Origin of the sequence: Lactococcus formosensis, assembly GCF_018403745.1 — a bacterium.
In the GTDB taxonomy this organism is placed as follows: domain Bacteria; phylum Bacillota; class Bacilli; order Lactobacillales; family Streptococcaceae; genus Lactococcus; species Lactococcus formosensis.
In genome coordinates, this window is sequence record NZ_BOVP01000007.1 from 1 (window position 1) to 18,210 (window position 18,210).

Consider the following 18,210-nt stretch of genomic DNA (forward strand, 5'->3'; position numbering starts at 1 on the left):
GCATTTACAATAATCAATCAATAGAAATGAGGAAAACCTATGACACCAGATAAAAAACGGAAACTGCGGAATATCGCAATCCTGTCCCTATTAGGGCTTATCGGCGGCACCTTCGCCTTCACAGCCTTTAACCAACAAGCCATTAATGACCGGGAAAATGAAGTCCAAGTCAATGTCGGAGGCCGTGTCCATGACTACTATAACCGTGACACAGAAAACAAGGATGTCTTCGTGGAAAACTATGGCGAGCGTCCCATCATGGCACGTATCCGCCTCTCCGAGTATTTGGAAACCCAACAAACAGGAGCTTCAGCGCCTACACCATTAGTCGAGGGGACAGAAAGAGACCAACTCAACACATGGACCACTTACATCCCGAGTGCGACAGCGATTGGCACACGTACAGGAGCAGGTGTTGCTTTTAATAGATACTCTAACCTAAGATTTGGACGAGCAGGAGTAGCGCCTTGGTATCTGCCAACCTTTAACCATAACAACTTAGACCTTAGTACAGCCGCAGCGGGGGATGCCCGTGACTTGGCAGATGGTTCAGATGACGTGACCCATCCCGGAGATGGAACAGATGGATATTGGGAAGAAGGTGTGACTTATACCAATGGCGACAATGGCACTGTTTGGCATGGTGGCTCAGACGGTGCAACACGTGAAACAGCTCAAAACTTGCAAGAACAACGTCCCGTCATGACCATCCAACAATGGTCAGAACTTCAACCTTTCCAACAAATCGGTGACTTCTGGGTGGTTGACCACACGACAGGCTGGGCTTATTGGGCTTCACTCTTAGAACCAGGTGAAGCAAGCTCTTATCTACTGGATGCAGCAGAAATGACCGCTGCTATCGAAGATACAGTCTTCAACGGCTCTTACTATTACGGTATCCATGTGGACAGTCAGTTGATTAGTCCTGACACCGAAAATATGAATGAATTTCTTACAGGTGGCGATAGCCGTTTAGCAGACTTCCTTACAGGTATACAGAATAATGCTATGGACGGTGAAGGCTCTAATCCACGTGCTGATATTGATTCTCCACCATCTGCCTTTAACTTTGATGCTATGCTTCCAGGCCGTGTCTTTACGATGGCAAATGAACAGTACCGTTATCTTGAAGATATGGGTGACGGCAATCACTTAATCATCCGTAATGATGCAATCCGTAATCGTTCTTGGGAGGAGCAAGAAGCTGAACTTACTTCTTGGTATGGACAACTTGATTCTGCAGTCCAAGCTATGGTTCAGCCTGTGGCAAATGAATTCACGACAGGTGAAGTTGCGGCTGAAAATGTTACTTTTACAGGAGGTGCAAGCTGGCTCCCTGAAAACTTAGAGGGGGATGTTGCGGCAGATATTACTCAAGTTGTTTCGGGAGGGACACGTCGTGCCTTTGCTCTCTCTCTTGCGGATGTTACCCGTTTATCTGGCGAAGGCTTAGCTTTTCCTAATCATGCACAGCGTGGTTCCGTTGCACTAGGCTGGTGGAGGCTACGTACTCCTGCGTCTTACCCGTATGTTTGGGGTGTGCGTACCACTGGCTACTTGATTGGCGGTCGTCCTCGAACGCTTAGCACTGCCAATGGAGGAGTTCGTCCAGCCCTCATCATTAACCAAGCAAACTAAAACAAAAAACGTTCACTCTCGGTGAACGTCTTTTTCATCTACAGGCTCTGACCCAACTTTCTTTCATGAAACTTTTTGACCTGTTTTTAACTTGATTACTGTTGGTAGCGTAATGAATTTTTGGGCTTTGACTTGTTTTGCTTTTTTCGACTTACGAAAATCTCGCTCCTCAGGACTGAACCAGAGGGCTATTTCATAGAGCGCCGCAAAACCTAGTCCCATTCCTCCAAACATTAAAACAATTTCTATAAATTCCATTGTGACCTTCTTTTATAATATTCTTAGTTCTCGATTAATTCGGGGTTTATTTCTTCGATACAGTCAACGACAGGACCGACGATTCGTGAAGTTTCTTCATCTAAGTAAAAATCCTTATATTGTGGATCGGTGTTGAGTGAGTGACAGCGGAAACTGTCCGCATCTCGGAAAACTTGTTTACAATACAGTTGTTCTTCGCCTGGTCCACCTTCTGAAATGACGTAAATATCACCATCTCTATCAAAACCTGTTGTAACAAAGGTGACAATAGAGAAATTAGGGTATTCCGGTTGCATAGAATCTCCCTTAATACGTGCGGCACCGTCATAACGGCCTGGACGTACATCTGTAAAGATGGTGTAAGTCTCCTGAGTATCATTCAAAGCTTGACCAAAACCAGCAGAGAGTTGTTCATCAGCTACCTCAATCGTATAGAGGTCCTCACGACGGTAAGTGCGTAAAGGAATGATATTGTCTGAGACTGGAGGAGTTTGAGGGGTCTGGCTAGCAAGAAACTGCGAAAAATTTAAAACATTCTTTTGTTGCTCAACATCGAGCTGTTTGTAAATATCGAGAAGCTCAATAAAAGGAGAGTTACCTTGATTTTCATTAAGGATAAGATCGATAGGTGTTTTGTAAATATCTGCCAGTTTAGAAATCATTTCTAAAGCAGGATTACTGGTTTTCTTTTCCCAAAGCGCATAAGTCCCCTGAGTGATGTCAAGCATCTCAGCAATTTCTTTTTGAGTAAACTGATGTTCTTTACGTAGCTTTTTTAAAGTTTGTCCTAGATTCATGCTTCATCCTCTTTTATTGAATTTATCAATATTATAAGCTAAAATAGAATAGAAGTCAAGCTGAAAAATTGAATGCATCAATAAAAGGAAGGGAGCGTGTTTCCTTGCCTTTTACCAATACTTTCAATATTCAAGGGATATTTTAGGTTGAGAATCAAGGACTTTGTCAACGGCTTCAGGTGTAGAAAAGAAAATCTCTATAGCTTTACCATTTTCAAACTTGAAAGATACGCAGAGAAGTTTCAAGGAGCAGGGAATAATAATTATATGAAATGTGTTAAAATATCAGTATGGTAAAAAAAGGACGTATTATTAAATCTTTAGCAGGGTTTTACAATGTAGAATCTGAAGGACAAGTTTATCAAACGCGTGCACGTGGTAACTTTCGTAAGAAAGGAATGAAGCCAATCGTTGGTGATTTTGTGGACTTTTCAGCTGAAGAAAATTCAGAAGGTTATATCTTAGATATACATAAACGTAAAAACAGCTTGATTCGCCCTTCTATTGCGAATATCGATCAGGCTGTAATCATCATGTCAATGGTTAATCCTGATTTTTCCTTGAATCTGTTGGATCGTTTTCTTGTGTTTCTAGAACATAAAGATATTCAGCCCCTCATCTACATCTCGAAACTTGATTTGCTTGAGGATACAAGTGAGTATGAACAGTTCAAGAAAAATTATGAAGCGATTGGCTATCAAGTCTTCTTTGACTGGAAAGAGCTGACTGAAGTATTAGCAGACAAAGTCACTGTCTTTATGGGGCAAACAGGTGCTGGGAAAACAACCTTGTTGAATCTGATCGCGCCAGGCATGAACTTGGCTACGGGAGAAACTTCAGATAAGCTGGGGCGTGGGCGACACACCACGCGTCATGTGGAGTTCTTTGAAGTTGCATCAGGCTTGATTGCCGATACGCCAGGATTTTCAAATCTAGACTATGATGTCTCTAACCAACCCGACTTAAATACGGCCTTTCCAGAAATTTTACGAGAAAGTCATGGGTGTAAGTTTAGGGAATGTACCCATACACATGAACCTTCTTGTGCTGTCAAAGAAGCACTTGAAGAGGGTAGGATTTTAGCGAGCCGCTATGAGAACTACTTGCAATTATTAACTGAAATAAATAACACGAGGGAAACTTATGCCAAACAAAGAAAAAGACAAAATTAAAGGGAACATTTGGATGAAGCAAGCCGGCTTTTTAGGTTTGGTGATTCTTTGGGGCCTTATTATTCTGTTTAAAAATAGTTTGGGAGACTGGAAGTGGCCACTCTTTGGCTTGCTCGTCATCTTGACTATTTGGGGCTTATACCAAATCAATAAAGCTTTCTTTGGCTTGAAAAAATAGGAGGAAACATGAAACAATTTACAAATAAAATCGCACCATCTATTCTCGCTGCTGACTTTGGTGCTTTTACAGCAGAAGTCGCAAAGATTAAAGCTGCCGGGGCTGATTATGTACATATTGACGTCATGGATGGTCATTTTGTTGACAACTTGACGTTTGGCTCTGGTGTCGTTGCTGCACTCCGTCCACATACAGATATGGTTTTGGATGTGCATATGATGGTCGAAAATCCAGAAAAGTACGTCACAGAGTTTGCGAAAGCTGGTACGGACATCATGAGTATTCATGTTGAAGCGACTGCACATATCCATGGTGCATTACAAAAGATTAAAGCAGCTGGAATGAAAGCCAGTGTAGTCATCAATCCTGGAACGCCCGTTTCAATGATTGAACCTGTACTCGGCATGGTGGATATGGTCTTGGTGATGACTGTCAATCCTGGTTTTGGAGGTCAAGACTTCATTCCTGAAACGATGGATAAAATTCGCGAACTTGTGAAATTGCGTGAAGCTAACAATCTAGAATTTGATATTGAAGTTGATGGTGGTATTGACGATAAAACTGTTGACCAGGCCCGAGAAGCAGGCGCCAATGTATTTGTAGCTGGATCTTTTGTCTTTAAAGGCGATGTAGCTGATAACATTCAAAAGTTAAGAGATAGATTATGAACGTCGTCATTATTATTCTTTTGATTTTAGCCATTCTGATTGGGATAGCTAATTTTTTCAAAAAACCAACATCCAACACCAAGCTCAATGCACGGGTTGAAAATCTGTCATCAAACTTGACGGAGTTACGTCTAGAGATGTCGCAACAGTTAGGGCAAAATCGTCAAGAAATCTCAGGGACGGTCTCAAGCTTAGCGCATAATATGAATGGGAACTTAGCAAATCTGACAGAAAATATCAATGCTAAATTTGATTATCAGTTTAAGGATTTACAAAGTTCCAACGAACAAAAACTAGATAAAATTGCGCTCAACTTAGCGGACATGTCAGAAGCTATTACGGATAAATTTGATCGTAAGTTTCAGGAACTGCAAGAGGCTAATGATAAAAAGCTCAGTCAAATCCAAAATACGGTGGATGAAAAGCTTCAAGAGACGTTGAACAAAAGGATTTCCCAAAGCTTTGAGCAGGTCACAAATCTTCTGACTTCAGTTGATAAAGGATTAGGTGAGATGCGTAACCTTGCGAGTGATGTTGATAGTCTACAAAAAGTAATGACAGGTGTGAAGACACGAGGCATTATTGGTGAGGTACAACTTGGTCGTATCTTAGAGCAGATTTTTACCTCGAGTCAGTATCAAGAGCAAGTCAACATTCAAGAGCGAAATGCAGTAGACTTTGCAGTTGTCATGCCTGGTAAAGTAGCAGGAAGTGATGTTTTACTCCCCATCGACTCCAAGTTTCCTTTAGAAGATTACCAACGTTTGCAAACTGCGCTTGAAACAAACGATATGCTAGCGATTGAAGCATCGAGAAAAGCTCTCTTCACGGCAGTTAAAGCTCAGGCAAAGTCAATTTCGGAGAAATACATCTTACCGCCAAAGACAACAGACTTTGCAATCATGTTTTTACCTATTGAAGGACTCTTCATGGAAGTAGTAAATAATACAGAGCTTTATGAGCAACTCAGCCGTGATTATAAGGTGAATGTTACTGGTCCAACAACCATGACAGCAGTCTTGAATAGCTTGCAAATGGGCTTTAAAACTCTACAAATCGAACAAAAATCAAGTGAAGTTTATGAAATGCTTGGGGCAGTCAAGACCGAATTTGGTAAGTTTGAAACCTCGCTTAAGAAAGTTCACGAACGTTTGCAACAGTCCGAAAAAGAAATCAATACGCTGATTACGACAAGAACGAATGTCATGAATCGTAAATTGCGCACGATTGATGCCGTTGACAAAGACACGAGTGCTGCGCTTTTAGAAATAGAAGGGGACTAAGATGGTTCTGATAAAAAATATAGCTATGGGAGAATTTTTTGAAGGATTCTACCTGATAAAATCAGTTGAGCTTCGTCGAACACGCGCAGGTAAGGATTTCCTTGCGATTGTTTTTCAAGATCGTACAGGAACAATCTCGGGCAATATTTGGGATGCCAATCCTAAAGCTGTCAAGCAGTTTGTTGCGGGGCGTGTGGTTCATATGAAAGCCTTAAAAGAACTCTACAACGGCATGCCGCAGGTCAATCGAATTAGCCTACGTTTGCCAGAAGGTAACGAACCAGCTAATCCAGCGGATTATCGTGAAAAATCGCCTGTAAATGAGACGGATCTCCGTAAATATGTCGAAAGTATCGTTTTTCGTATTGAAAATGCAACGTGGAATCGTGTCGTTCGTCATATCTTGAAAAAATTTGACCGTGAATTCTATCAGTTTCCTGCTGCAAAAACCAATCATCATGCCTTTGAAGGTGGCTTGGCCTATCATACAACCACGATGCTCCAGCTGGCCGAAAAAGTATGTGAAGTTTATCCACAGCTCAACGAGTCTTTGATGTTTGCAGGTATTCTTTTGCATGACATGGCCAAATGTTTAGAATTTACTGGTTATGAAAACACAAGTTATACGTTGCGGGGAAATCTCCTAGGACACATAGTTCTTATCGATGAAGAAGTCAGTAAAGCAGCGATCGAACTTGACATCAGTGATGAAAAAGAGGACTTGCTTTTACTACGTCATGTCTTACTGAGTCACCACGGTCAGTTAGAGTATGGCAGTCCTGTCCGCCCTAAAATCATGGAGGCAGAAATCATTCATCAGATTGATATGATGGATGCTAGCATGATGATGATGATGACCGCTCTAAATAATGTTGAACCGGGACAATCTAGCCAACGCGTCTTTGCCTTGGAAAATCGAAACTTTTATAAACCATTGGATAACTAAAGAGAAGAAGAAAAGATGAAACACACACTTAAAAACAATACATTGACGGTTGCAGTTGACACTTTTGGCGCAGAATTACATTCTGTTCAAAAAGAAGGTATCGAGTATCTTTGGCAAGCAGATCCAGCGTTCTGGGGACGTCATGCTCCTGTGCTTTTCCCCATTGTTGGGAAGTTAAAAGACGGACACTACAGCTACGCAGGTAAAAACTATGAGATGTCAGGACATGGCTTTGCACGTGATACAGAATTCAAACTCGTACAGGAAAAAGAGGATGAGTTGGTTTATGAAATTACCTCAAATGCTGATACACTTGTACAATATCCTTTTGATTTTAGCTTCAAGGTAAGTTATAAATTAACAGGAAATCAAGTGCGTGTACGTTATCAAGTGGAAAACAAAGATGAAAAGACCATGATTTTTGGTGTTGGGGCGCATCCAGCCTTTAATGTTCCTCTTGAAAAAGGAAACTTTGAAGATTATACCTTGACAATTGCTCCTGCCGAAAAACGTACTTTTATACCTTTAGATTTACCAACAGGTACGCTTAAAAGGGAAGAACAATCTGAAGTTGAGGTGAGTGATATAGCACTGAACCATGAACGTTTTTCAAAAGACGCGCTCGTCTATACATCCTCAGATAAAATGTCAGTGGCCTTAACAAACCGTTTGGATAGCCGAAGTGTGAAAGTAACATGGGAAAATATGCCTTTCTTTGGCCTTTGGAGTCCCTACCCCGCTGAAGCTCCATTTGTGTGTATCGAACCTTGGTCTGGTATAGCAGATGAATTTAGCACAACAGGCGAACTTACTGAAAAATATGGAATGAATAATCTTGCTCCATATGAAACCTTTAGCTGCGAATATGTCATTGAAATAAATTAAAACCAAAAGATAGACAGTAAGTCTATCTTTTTCTAAATTTTTAAGAAAGACCGCGAGAAAAAGAAGCCGTAAATTGCTATAATAGAGAGTATGAATGATATTTTCCAACTTACACTGATTTTAGTGGCTTCATTAGTCGCAACTTTAATCGCAAGAAGAATAAGAATTCCCGCAGTAGTCGGTCAAATACTGATTGGTATTGTTTTGGCACCTGCTGCTTTGGGATGGTTGCAAGGAGGACACACCATTGAGGTCCTTTCCGAAATTGGGGTGATTCTGCTCATGTTCCTGGCAGGGCTAGAGAGTGACCTTGGGGTATTAAAGAAAAACTTTAAACCTGCTTTACTGGTTGCCCTAGCGGGTGTCATCGTACCTTTACTGGTTTTCTGGGGCGTAACAACGATGATGGGCTATGCTTTCTCAACGGCTATCTTTTATGGGATTGTCTTTGCAGCGACCTCTGTCTCGATTACAGTTGAAGTTTTGCAAGAATACGGTAAGCTTTCTACAAAGGCAGGATCTATTATCTTGGGTGCGGCTGTTGTAGACGATATTTTGGCAGTTCTAGCTTTATCTATCTTCACATCTACACAGAGTTCTTCTGGCAACTTGCCAAGGCAGTTTTTCATGGAATTCCTCTTCCTCCTTTTCCTTGTCTTGGTACACAAGTCAATCCCGAAAGTTTGGCGTTTTGTGGAAAAACTTCCGGTCTATGCGAAGAACACGACAGCAGCGCTTATTCTCTGTTTGGTTTTAAGTCTTCTTGCTGATGCAGCGGGGATGTCGGCTGTGATTGGGTCTTTCTTTGCTGGACTAGCCTTGAGTCAAACAGATGTTTCTCATAAGATTGAGGAGTACAGCTCCGCTATTGCTTATGTCGTTTTCATCCCAGTTTTCTTTGTTTCTATTGCGATTTCCGTAACTTTTGAGAGTATCTTTGAACATCCAATCTTGATTCTCTTCTTTACGTTATTGGCTGTATTGACAAAGTTTGTCCCTGCATATTTTATCGGGAAATCGACAGGACTTACCACCTCAGACAGTGCCTTGGTCGGTACAGGGATGGTCTCACGTGGCGAAATGGCATTGATTATCGCGCAGATTGGGCTTGCTTCGCAAGTGATTAATAGTGATATTTATTCAGAGCTTGTCATTGTGATTATCCTCAGTACTCTGATTGCGCCGTTCCTCATCAAGCTCTCTTTGAAAAAAGACTAAAATAACAATAATAACAGACTTATGACAAGAAAAATGATAAAATAGTCAAAGTATATAAAATGAAGGGGTTTCTTATGTCAAACTGTCAAGTAGTAAAACATCCACTTATCCAACACAAACTTTCAATTTTGCGTCGTGCAGACGTTTCAACAAAAGAGTTCCGTGAACTCGTTGACGAGATTGGTATGCTTATGGCTTACGAAGTATCTCGTGACTTACCTGTACAAGATGTCGAAATTGATACTCCTGTTGCGCATATGACAGCGCAAGAACTTGCAGGTAAGAAATTAGCAGTTGTGCCAATTCTTCGTGCAGGTATCGGTATGGTAGACGGTATCTTGAAACTTATCCCAGCAGCGCGTGTCGGCCATATCGGGATGTATCGTGATGAAGAAACATTTAAGCCAGTTGAATATTTGGTTAAACTTCCAACAGATATTGCTGATCGCCAAATCTTTTTGGTTGATCCAATGTTGGCTACAGGTGGTTCAGCAATTCTTGCAATTGATAGCCTTAAAAAACGTAATGCCAACAATATCAAGTTCGTTTGTCTTGTCGCAGCACCAGAAGGTGTAAAAGCGGTACAAGAAGCACATCCAGATATTGATATCTATGTGGCAGCACTTGATGATCACCTTAATGAACATGGCTACATCGTTCCAGGTCTTGGGGATGCTGGTGACCGTTTGTTCGGTACAAAATAATAAAAACTGAAAACGTTAGAGAGCGACAAGCTTTCTAACGTTTTTTTATAAAAAAATAAAATTCTGAGCTAAATAGTTTACAAACGTAAATTTATGTGTTAAGATTACACTTGTAAACATAAATAAGAAAATAAAAGGAGACATTACTATGTCATTTATCAATTCACTCAAAAACCGTCGTTCAATCTACGCACTTGGTAAAGATGTTAAAGATGCAGACCAAGCTATCGAAACAATTAAAGAAGCAGTAAAACACAGCCCATCAGCTTTCAACAGCCAAACAACACGTGTACTTATCGTTACAGGTGATGCTCAAGAAAAACTTTGGGGACAAATCGTTGCTGACGAATTGAAAGCAACAATGAAAGCACAAGGTGTTCCTGAGTCAGCTTGGGAAGGTACAAAAGCAAAACTTGATGGTTTCAAAGCTGCTTATGGTACAGCTCTCTTCTTCGAAGACCAAGACGTTGTTAAAGGCTTGCAAGAACAATTTGCTCTTTATGCAGATAACTTCCCAGTATGGAGCGAACAAGCTTCAGGTATTACTTCAGTCAATGCATGGACAGCTCTTGCAGAACTTGGTATTGGTGCAAACTTACAACACTACAACCCAGTTATTGACGAAGCAGTTGCTAAAGAATGGAACGTTCCAGCAAACTGGAAATTACGTGGTCAACTTGTATTCGGCTCTATCGAAGATGAAGCTGGAGAAAAAACTTACATGGAAGACGATGACCGTTTCATTATCGTAAAATAAATTGAAAAAAGCCTTAGGGCTTTTTTTTGTAGGAAAAATGATAATTTGCTATAATAAAAGAAAGTAATACTACTCGAAAAGACTAGCGTTGCTACTGTTTGAGGCAATAAAATATTTTGAAATAATCAAGATATGAGCCAAAATATGATTTCGAAAAATTCCTTAGAACTAAGGATGCAAGATACAGCACATAAAGGAGAAGATATGGAAGCAAAATTGCTCAATAAAGTAGTGATAAAACGTAATGGTCGTGTTGTCGATTGGGATTCATTCCGTATACAAACAGCAGTTTTTAAAGCTGCAATCAACGGAAAATACAAAGACAAACCCTTGCACGCCAATATGATTGCCAACAATGTTGCAAAAGTTGTTGAGAAAGTCATCGCTGAAATTCCATTCGACAAGATTGAGATTGACACGATTCAAAATCAAGTGGTCAACCAGCTCAATGACTTTGACAAAGAAGTGGCAAAAGATTTTCTTGAGTATAAAGTAAAACAAGAAATTAATCGTAAACACTAAAACAGCGACTTTATGTTAAAAGTAAAAAAGCAGATTCTTTGAGAATCTGCTTTTTGTGTTCTTTAAATTAAAAACACATGAGCGTAATATTGCTTCTTTATAATTTTAATCTTTGATATAATTTGTAATATAAGAAATGCTGTGGATATATCCAAACAATTTTATGAAATTACACATAGATTTCAGGAGGAGAATATATGACAGAAAGAAAAGTAATCAAAGTGAAGAAGCAGGCCATACGCCGTGCACGACTTAAAAAAGTAGGCACTGTCGCTGCAATGTTGCCGCTGGTCATGTCGGAAGGCGCACCTGTAGCCACACTTATCCGTGGACGACATGGCGAGGAGACAACAGGCATCGAACAAGTTGTCGAGTTTTCTGAACAAGAAATCGCAGATGTTCTCTTACCCGAGGAAGTCGTCGAGGAAGTGATACAGGAAGAACAGGAGGAGTATGAAATACAGGAAACAAGGGAAGAGATAACATCAGAACCTCTCCCTGCTTTTGAAGCGCCGCAAAGCTTTGTAGCTCCTTCTTTTTCAGAGGGCGGACTAACAACTTTTGAAGCAGAGCAAGCCTCTATTGGTATTGCACCTTTGCAGGTAGGAAACTGGGACGGTCGTGACCGTTGGCCTTCAGGGAGAATTTATAGTGTCCAATGGTTAACAGAAGACACTGTTCGGATTGAATTCTCCACTCGTTTTCCTGATCCTGTAGGGAACTTAGGAACCAGTCACATTGAGGAAAGAGCAGAGTTTAAAGTTGAGTTAGATGGCGTTCTTTCTGATATTATGCATATCGCAAATGTTAGGACAACGACGGGAGACCGTGTTTTTCTTGACCTCATAGGTATAGCGCCCGATGCATACGGTGAAGTAACCATCTATGGTCGTGACCTGCACCAAGGGGGCAGCGATTCGTCCTTCCGGCTTTTTGGTGGCGTTCTTCGTCCAAATCCTCATCGTCCTATTGTACTGAACGAACAGCATATCCATCGTGGAACAGTTACACATAAGTTTGTTGGCGATGATGTTGCTGTGGCGGATGCGGAAGTTATCGAGTGGCCGCACTTGGATATATCAGAACTGGGCTTTACTGGGGATGTTAACTTTACCAGTAAAATAGCAGATATTGTGTTTGCCAGTACAGCACAAGCAGGGTCCTCAGCAATATATTACGGGACAATTGACTGGTACAGGATTATCAGCGAAATTGAAGAAGCGCTCAATAGGCAAGATAATCTTCCAGCAGGTGTTTATTACACCGTCGAAATCCCCGACACATTACGCAATAACTTTGCAAACAGCAGCCTTTTCTATGATGCTCAAGTCCTTGAAAATATACCTGTAGCTATCGAAAATATTCATGTTAATCGGGGGATTGTCCCTGGCCGTGCCTTTAATGCCAGTCGTGCAGTACAATCTATTGAGCGACACATCACACTTGATTTTGACATTCAGATGGCGCGTCCTACGGAGCGTCAGAATATCATGGAGCTAGAAGTCCGACTACCACTGGATATTCTCCTCCATGATCGTCCAGGCCTCTTTGCCTCTTTTGTCCATATCGAGGGACACAATCATTTCGACCGTGTTTTTGATGCTGTTGTCGAAGCTGTCGAAGAGCGTTCGCTAGAACTTGATGTGTCCTTATTACAGGAGCTCACACAGAGTATCTTAACACAGTCAGCCGTGCATGATGTCAACGGTAATGCCAACGGTCTCTATTCGGGACGGATGTTTATCGGCGATGCGGAGTTTGTCCCGACGATTATTGGCAATCGGCAGTCTGTGCCAGATAAAACTTTTGACAACACCGATGAAGTTGTAGAGGCTTTAGCACAATATACGATAGAGTTCGCGATCATGGGACATAATCCCGATGTCGAAGGGGGAATTTTACGTTATGCAACTGCAAGATTAACAGTAAGGGGGAGCGATCTCAAGTTTGCAAGCAGTCAAGCAGGGCGCCATCAAATATTGGTAGATGCTGATGCCTCTATAAGTATAGATCTGATCAATGGAGTAGATGACGCCTTCACTGCAGACGGTTGGCCTCGTTTCTTAGAAGAATACGGCGCACGTGTCAAAGACAAAATTGAGGATTTAGCCAAGCAAGGCGGTCTCTTTGAGGACGCAAATATTGACCCTAAGCAAGTAACTTGGACACGAGGTCGTGTGGCGGATAAGGTATACGACGGCTCAACCCGTGTGTCGTCGGTCGTTGCTCCTGTCTTGGAAGGTTTTGTTCCTGGTGATAGGAACATCATCACTTTTGACTTTAACAGGGCATCGCAGAATGGAGATACGCTTGCACCTTTAGAAGAGCGTTTGCGCTTTGCGGACAGTCTGCCGGGGGAATGGGCGATTCATGGCCTTGACTTTCATGGCGGTATGCTTAACCGTCAAGACCAAGTATCAGGAAACATCTTTAACTATGAGATTGTTGGGGTACCTGAGTTTGATGATGCAACCATCAGTCAGTTGATACTGGATGTTGATGACCTCTCCCGTCTTGATTTTGAAGCAGGACGTGTCTCACGGCAATACAATGGCACGACTGTTTATGACTATAGTTCTTTATCACCTATCAATGTGACGATTGAAGGCGTCGAGAATGGTGAGAATATTTATCAGTTTACTTTCTATGATACCTTTGACACGCTGACTTTTGAGAGACGTCATGTAACGAACGGCTATGTACCTGTACGTGTAACGACAGCCTTTGGCCTCAAACATTTAGGGATACCACTTGTACCAGAGTTACAACCTATCCATCTTTCACCAGAACTTCAGGATGTTTTGCGAGATAAGCTTTACTTAGGAGAAATTACCCCGCGTCAAGTCTTCTGGGGCTTTGGAGAAGTTGCAGACAAAGACTATGATGGTAATGATTATGCTGAGATGACCGAAAGGCCTCAACTCTTTGCACGTTATCCGACACGTACTGGTGACTTCGGTATTTATGAAGGCGATAAAGGTACAGGAGCAGATCGCGTCCAACTCGAGTATGGCACGGTACATTTCACGTCTGAAAATGTTGCTTTTAATGAAGATAACTTTGTCACCGCTCAGCCGGTCTTTGCACAGGGAAGCTGGACCATAGGCGGTGGATATTATAAGGATAACTATGAGCTGGTCGCACGCCCTGATCCATCAGGTATAGCAGGCTTTAGACCAGCAAATCTCTTCTCTGGACAGTCGGCCTTTGAGATGCCGAGTTTTGTGACTCTGGGTGGCGCTTTGACGCCTGGTTTTCTTGAAGCAACGATTCATCAACTAGAAGTCGAATTCGCAGGCGGTGCTTTAAATCAACCGAACAGAACCTATACAGGTATGCCGATAGAGCCCGAAATCGACGAATTTTCTTTGCCAACTTTAAGGGCGCGCGAGAGTGGGGCTCAAGTCGTATTGGACAGAGATTTGGCTAGTGGACGTGTTGAACCAGTTCCGGGCGGTTTTATTCATCGAAATAACCGTGAAGTAGGGCCAGCATTCAGTGATTTGGATATGGCTTGGAGGCTTGCAGGTACGCATCCATCCAACTATCGCTTATCGACTTCAGGGATAGAATGGTCTATCTCTGCGCAGCAGATTACTTCTTGGGAAAGCGACCAAGTCTCTGGTGCGCTGTCAGGACGTGCTGCCAAACGTTTTGATGATACGGATGACTTTTTAGATGAACATCTTCTGGATTTACCGCGCTTAGGAACAGTTGAAAATGCTGAGGGTGATTTGGTAGCCAATACATTGGATATCACCGACTGGGACTTGCTCTTTTACTCACCTGATGTGGGTGAAGGCAATAGTTTAACGATAGAAAACCCTAATGTGGTCCGTCAACAGCTTAATGACTTGATCGGACCGAACCAAGTCTTGCATGATGACTTTGACTTTAACAGTCTTTTTGAAGCACATATCACCCCACGTGTATTGACTTGGTCAAACGGTCAAGTTCTTTCAAGGGATTATGATGGAACGACTACGATTTCAGGAGAAGTGATTTTGCCAAGCCTGGTTGCATCAGAAGTTGGGCATGAGATTCTTAATAATCATGTAAGGAGAACCTTTACTCAAAGTCTGCTCGATGACCTCGCCTTTCCTAATGAGGCTCCTGGTACTCATACTTTTGATTGGAGAGTGCTTGTCGAATTAGACGTTGAATTTTCAGAAAGTCGTCACGCACAGAACTATGTGGTACGAGAAGCCGCACCGACCTTTGCGACTATTTTCCCGGCAGACTTTAACAAGTCAGAAGCAAAGATTAACTTTAGTGTTGATGATCGGGAGTACGACGGTCTTTCTTATATTGCTGAAAATTCCTTTATTGCTGAGATTGTGCTTAATGATGATTTGAGTATCGTTCTGCCTTATCATGTGGAAGGCTTACGCTTTGTCGATGTGAATGCAGGCACAGACGCGCTTGCCTTTGAAAAAATTATTTTTGATGAAAAATATACTTTCTTTGATCAAGCGGATATCGAGGAACTTCAAGATCGTATCGCTCAGGAGGTTACAAGCTTTAGAGATGCCCAAATCACCCCACGGCGTATTGCTTGGTCTCTGGGAGAAGTTGCGCATAAGGAATGGGATGATACTTATGCTGTACATGATATTATTACTCCTCCTGAATTAATACGTCCGACAAATATCGGAAATACAAGGACAGTTGGAGAAGTACCAGAGCTGATGTTTGTGCCTGAACGAGCTATAGTTGATCGTGATTTGGAAAAGGTAACCGTAAGTAAGGGCTGGGCCCAGTTTATCCGTAAAGAAGTTGAGAATGATGTTCCGGTAAACTCAGATGGAGAATGGTACTTAAGGACAACGGATACCGTTGAGCATCCGCTAGTAAACTACACTTTTGTAGATGGTGATCAGCCCGGCTTTGCACCAGCCAATATCAAGAATGTTTCCGTTACGGATGTCCAACCGATGCCGGAGAATCACGAAGATATGGAGGCTAATGTCCTCTATATTCAATCAGGTTATGTTGAGCGCCAATATAACGGGCGCACTCAAGTTGTTTTATGGGATGAGCAAGCTGTCGCGCAAGACATGAAGACAGTACCTGTCTTTGCACTACGCAATCTACAAGAACAAGTCATTTCCTTATCTTTAGACAACTTGGAAGAACTCGACGTCCACTTCATAGATGAACACGTTGCCTATGATAATGGCGACATCACGAATAAAGAGCTTATCACACGTATCCAAGGCTTTACACATGAGAGTATCCTGCTTTCGGCACCACAGATAGACAAGATTAAAGCTTTGCTCTTCACAGGTCGTATCACACCTTGGGAGCTTCAGGAAAGTGATATCACTGATGCAGTCATTGCGCTTAATGAAAATCGTACGATTCAGCAGGTGTATAATGGTGGGGCGAGTTATATCGTTCCAGAAGAGCCAGATTTAGACAACCCTGGAGAAGTGATCAAGCGTTTTCCAGAGCTTTATATTAAGATTGTGGAAACAGGTGAGATTATCCATATCCGCTTTGAAGACGACTATACGATTACTTTTGGTGATCGTCATGCAGCTACAGAAAAGCCAGTGACGATAAGTGGTTTCTATTTGGATTCACGTAATGTGGTACTGTCGGAAGCTTTCCACACTTGGATGAAGACCAACTTACTGACAGGTACAATCATTCCTAAACCAATCTCTTGGACACGTGGACAGGTCGCGCGACGCCATTATGATGGAACTGACAATGCAAGTATTGTTGCTGCACATACACCGTCCTTGGACATTTTACCTATAGATGATGTTACTGTTCTACGAGGCGGCGTACGCTTTGATGAGATGAATGTGCGTTTTGATGCTGAGGGGAATGTGATTGCCATGCCTGTTCATGCAACAGGAGAGTGGGGGATTTCTGGAGCAGACGCACAGAACTACCAGTTGATGCAGCCGAGAACTTTACGTGACTCTATCGTGCCGACAAGTCAAGCTATGGTCCAGCCTTTCCGTATTGACCGTGTACAGTGGATGCTTCCACTCTTTGATGATCAGATTATTGACCCTGTACGTATCAGTTTTAACGGTCGTAAAATCGCTGAGCGCGTGTTCAATTATGAAAACCACTTCATGCCAGAGGACAAGTATTATGAGTACGGTCAGGAACATGGCTTTGCTGTATCTGAAAAATGGACCAATGCTGATACAGGACAGGTCATGGATACGATTGGAGATTATTACCTTACGATGGTCCCTGTCGAACAGCGCTCACGTTTGGCGAACAATCAACCGCACGTTGCTGAGGATGAGCTGGTCTTTATTGATGAACTAGGCAACGAGATAAGTCGAGAAGATGTTGTTATCGAGTTGCGTGATGAGCAAGGCAACCTCAACCGTAACTATACCTATGTTTTTCATCCAGATACGGAAGTGATCGGTCGTATCACTAAAGCCAAAGGTTTCCCTGTGACTCAGCCACAAGCAGCGCGTGTGGAAGAGACAGAGATAGAACTCTTCCAGTCGCAACTCATGCCGCATCAATTTATCATGGAAGGGCAAGTTTTTCTCTTTGAACCATTTGCCTTTAGGGAAATAGAGATTGAAACGATGGAAGCAGAAAAAACTTTTGCTCCACTTAACGCTTTTGATCCAGGCCCCTACTTGATTGAGTATGCTGTTTCAACTTCAGAAAATCCTGAGCGTTTGATGGAAGATGATTGGCAAAAAGAACTCCTCTTCACTGGTTTAGTACCTGGGACAGAGTATTTCCTCTTTGCGCGACAAGCGGATCATCATAACCGCTATGCAGGAGAAATTATCTCTGGTGCTACGGTCTTGACTTTAGGCGAAGCGCCAAAAATACCTGATAATGGTCAAGAAAAACCAACTGATCCAGAAAATGGTGGCAATCAAGGGGAACACCCAGAAGGTCCCCATCAACCTAGCCAGCCGCCTCTCGATGATGGGTCAGCTGATGGGGAATATCGACCATTAGATGATGAGGAAGGACGAACAGTTGAAGAAGAAATAGTGGCTATAAAAGAGATTTCTCAAGAAAACAGAAGCCTTCTGCCAACTACAGGAGACAGGCTTGCAGCTACTCTTGGTATAGCAGGATTAATCGCCCTAGCAAGTGCAGTAATCTTACGAAAAAAGAATAAAGAAGAATAGTTTTATTCTTGGAGAGAACTTAAAAAAACGATAAAATTTACTAATTTTTTC

At 42.2% G+C, this 18,210-nt stretch carries 15 protein-coding genes; 13 read left to right on the plus strand and 2 right to left on the minus strand.

Annotation, left to right across the window (positions count from 1 at the left end; translation table 11 throughout):
- Positions 1 to 39 precede the first annotated feature (39 nt).
- Positions 40 to 1,638: a hypothetical protein gene (locus KJS37_RS08295; protein ID WP_213496825.1), complete on the plus strand. Its 1,599-nt coding sequence runs from the start codon at positions 40 to 42 to the stop codon at positions 1,636 to 1,638.
- Positions 1,639 to 1,701: 63 nt separating this feature from the next.
- On the opposite strand, the gene KJS37_RS08300 is transcribed toward KJS37_RS08295, so the two are convergent.
- Together KJS37_RS08300 and KJS37_RS08305 are read right to left on the minus strand one after the other, a co-directional pair.
- The gene (locus tag KJS37_RS08300) at positions 1,702 to 1,896 is read right to left on the minus strand and encodes a hypothetical protein (protein WP_096369099.1); all 195 of its coding nucleotides are present in this window, start codon (positions 1,894 to 1,896) and stop codon (positions 1,702 to 1,704) included.
- A gap of 23 nt (positions 1,897 to 1,919) precedes the next feature.
- Positions 1,920 to 2,693, minus strand: a complete 774-nt coding sequence (locus tag KJS37_RS08305; RefSeq protein WP_213496827.1) for an XRE family transcriptional regulator — start codon at positions 2,691 to 2,693, stop codon at positions 1,920 to 1,922.
- A gap of 96 nt (positions 2,694 to 2,789) precedes the next feature.
- Between KJS37_RS08305 and KJS37_RS10495 the strand changes: the two genes are divergently transcribed.
- From KJS37_RS10495 to KJS37_RS08360, 12 genes are all read left to right on the plus strand, one after another.
- A complete protein-coding gene (locus KJS37_RS10495) occupies positions 2,790 to 2,990 on the plus strand; it encodes a DUF5963 family protein (protein WP_373306143.1) in 201 nt (66 codons plus the stop codon).
- Positions 2,984 to 3,865 (plus strand): ribosome small subunit-dependent GTPase A, encoded by an 882-nt coding sequence (gene rsgA, locus KJS37_RS08310; RefSeq protein ID WP_213496829.1) that lies wholly within the window; start codon positions 2,984 to 2,986, stop codon positions 3,863 to 3,865. The genes KJS37_RS10495 and rsgA overlap by 7 nt, the downstream gene beginning before the upstream one ends.
- Positions 3,837 to 4,043 carry a hypothetical protein gene (locus KJS37_RS08315; protein WP_213496831.1) on the plus strand — a complete coding sequence of 69 codons (207 nt, stop codon included), beginning with the start codon at positions 3,837 to 3,839 and terminating at the stop codon, positions 4,041 to 4,043. The genes rsgA and KJS37_RS08315 overlap by 29 nt, the downstream gene beginning before the upstream one ends.
- Before the next feature lie 8 nt (positions 4,044 to 4,051).
- The gene (gene rpe, locus KJS37_RS08320) at positions 4,052 to 4,711 is read left to right on the plus strand and encodes a ribulose-phosphate 3-epimerase (RefSeq protein ID WP_213496833.1); all 660 of its coding nucleotides are present in this window, start codon (positions 4,052 to 4,054) and stop codon (positions 4,709 to 4,711) included.
- Complete coding sequence (locus KJS37_RS08325; protein WP_165712251.1) at positions 4,708 to 5,994, plus strand: DNA recombination protein RmuC; 1,287 nt, start codon at positions 4,708 to 4,710, stop codon at positions 5,992 to 5,994. The genes rpe and KJS37_RS08325 overlap by 4 nt, the downstream gene beginning before the upstream one ends.
- Before the next feature lies 1 nt (position 5,995).
- Positions 5,996 to 6,940 carry a 3'-5' exoribonuclease YhaM family protein gene (locus KJS37_RS08330; protein WP_165713907.1) on the plus strand — a complete coding sequence of 315 codons (945 nt, stop codon included), beginning with the start codon at positions 5,996 to 5,998 and terminating at the stop codon, positions 6,938 to 6,940.
- 15 nt (positions 6,941 to 6,955) lie between these two features.
- Positions 6,956 to 7,825, plus strand: coding sequence for an aldose 1-epimerase family protein (locus KJS37_RS08335; protein WP_213496836.1), 870 nt, complete (start codon positions 6,956 to 6,958; stop codon positions 7,823 to 7,825).
- 90 nt (positions 7,826 to 7,915) lie between these two features.
- Positions 7,916 to 9,043, plus strand: a complete 1,128-nt coding sequence (locus KJS37_RS08340; RefSeq protein ID WP_165712248.1) for a cation:proton antiporter — start codon at positions 7,916 to 7,918, stop codon at positions 9,041 to 9,043.
- 74 nt (positions 9,044 to 9,117) lie between these two features.
- Positions 9,118 to 9,747, plus strand: coding sequence for a uracil phosphoribosyltransferase (gene upp, locus KJS37_RS08345; RefSeq protein WP_017369137.1), 630 nt, complete (start codon positions 9,118 to 9,120; stop codon positions 9,745 to 9,747).
- A gap of 148 nt (positions 9,748 to 9,895) precedes the next feature.
- Positions 9,896 to 10,504, plus strand: a complete 609-nt coding sequence (locus KJS37_RS08350) for a nitroreductase family protein (RefSeq protein WP_017369136.1) — start codon at positions 9,896 to 9,898, stop codon at positions 10,502 to 10,504.
- Positions 10,505 to 10,708: 204 nt separating this feature from the next.
- On the plus strand, positions 10,709 to 11,026 hold the full coding sequence (locus KJS37_RS08355) for an ATP cone domain-containing protein (protein WP_003133409.1): 318 nt from the start codon (positions 10,709 to 10,711) through the stop codon (positions 11,024 to 11,026).
- 197 nt (positions 11,027 to 11,223) lie between these two features.
- The gene (locus KJS37_RS08360; protein WP_213496838.1) at positions 11,224 to 18,159 is read left to right on the plus strand and encodes an LPXTG cell wall anchor domain-containing protein; all 6,936 of its coding nucleotides are present in this window, start codon (positions 11,224 to 11,226) and stop codon (positions 18,157 to 18,159) included.
- The last annotated feature ends 51 nt before the right edge of the window (positions 18,160 to 18,210 follow it).

Excerpts from the sequence above, each read along its gene's own strand:
- KJS37_RS08295 (WP_213496825.1), top strand. The coding sequence starts at position 40 with ATGACACCAGATAAAAAACGGAAACTGCGGAATATCGCAATCCTGTCC.
- KJS37_RS08300 (WP_096369099.1), bottom strand. The coding sequence starts at position 1,896 with ATGGAATTTATAGAAATTGTTTTAATGTTTGGAGGAATGGGACTAGGT.
- KJS37_RS08305 (WP_213496827.1), bottom strand. The coding sequence starts at position 2,693 with ATGAATCTAGGACAAACTTTAAAAAAGCTACGTAAAGAACATCAGTTT.
- rsgA (WP_213496829.1), top strand. The coding sequence starts at position 2,984 with ATGGTAAAAAAAGGACGTATTATTAAATCTTTAGCAGGGTTTTACAAT.
- KJS37_RS08315 (WP_213496831.1), top strand. The coding sequence starts at position 3,837 with ATGCCAAACAAAGAAAAAGACAAAATTAAAGGGAACATTTGGATGAAG.
- rpe (WP_213496833.1), top strand. The coding sequence starts at position 4,052 with ATGAAACAATTTACAAATAAAATCGCACCATCTATTCTCGCTGCTGAC.
- KJS37_RS08325 (WP_165712251.1), top strand. The coding sequence starts at position 4,708 with ATGAACGTCGTCATTATTATTCTTTTGATTTTAGCCATTCTGATTGGG.
- KJS37_RS08330 (WP_165713907.1), top strand. The coding sequence starts at position 5,996 with ATGGTTCTGATAAAAAATATAGCTATGGGAGAATTTTTTGAAGGATTC.
- KJS37_RS08335 (WP_213496836.1), top strand. The coding sequence starts at position 6,956 with ATGAAACACACACTTAAAAACAATACATTGACGGTTGCAGTTGACACT.
- KJS37_RS08340 (WP_165712248.1), top strand. The coding sequence starts at position 7,916 with ATGAATGATATTTTCCAACTTACACTGATTTTAGTGGCTTCATTAGTC.
- upp (WP_017369137.1), top strand. The coding sequence starts at position 9,118 with ATGTCAAACTGTCAAGTAGTAAAACATCCACTTATCCAACACAAACTT.
- KJS37_RS08350 (WP_017369136.1), top strand. The coding sequence starts at position 9,896 with ATGTCATTTATCAATTCACTCAAAAACCGTCGTTCAATCTACGCACTT.
- KJS37_RS08355 (WP_003133409.1), top strand. The coding sequence starts at position 10,709 with ATGGAAGCAAAATTGCTCAATAAAGTAGTGATAAAACGTAATGGTCGT.
- KJS37_RS08360 (WP_213496838.1), top strand. The coding sequence starts at position 11,224 with ATGACAGAAAGAAAAGTAATCAAAGTGAAGAAGCAGGCCATACGCCGT.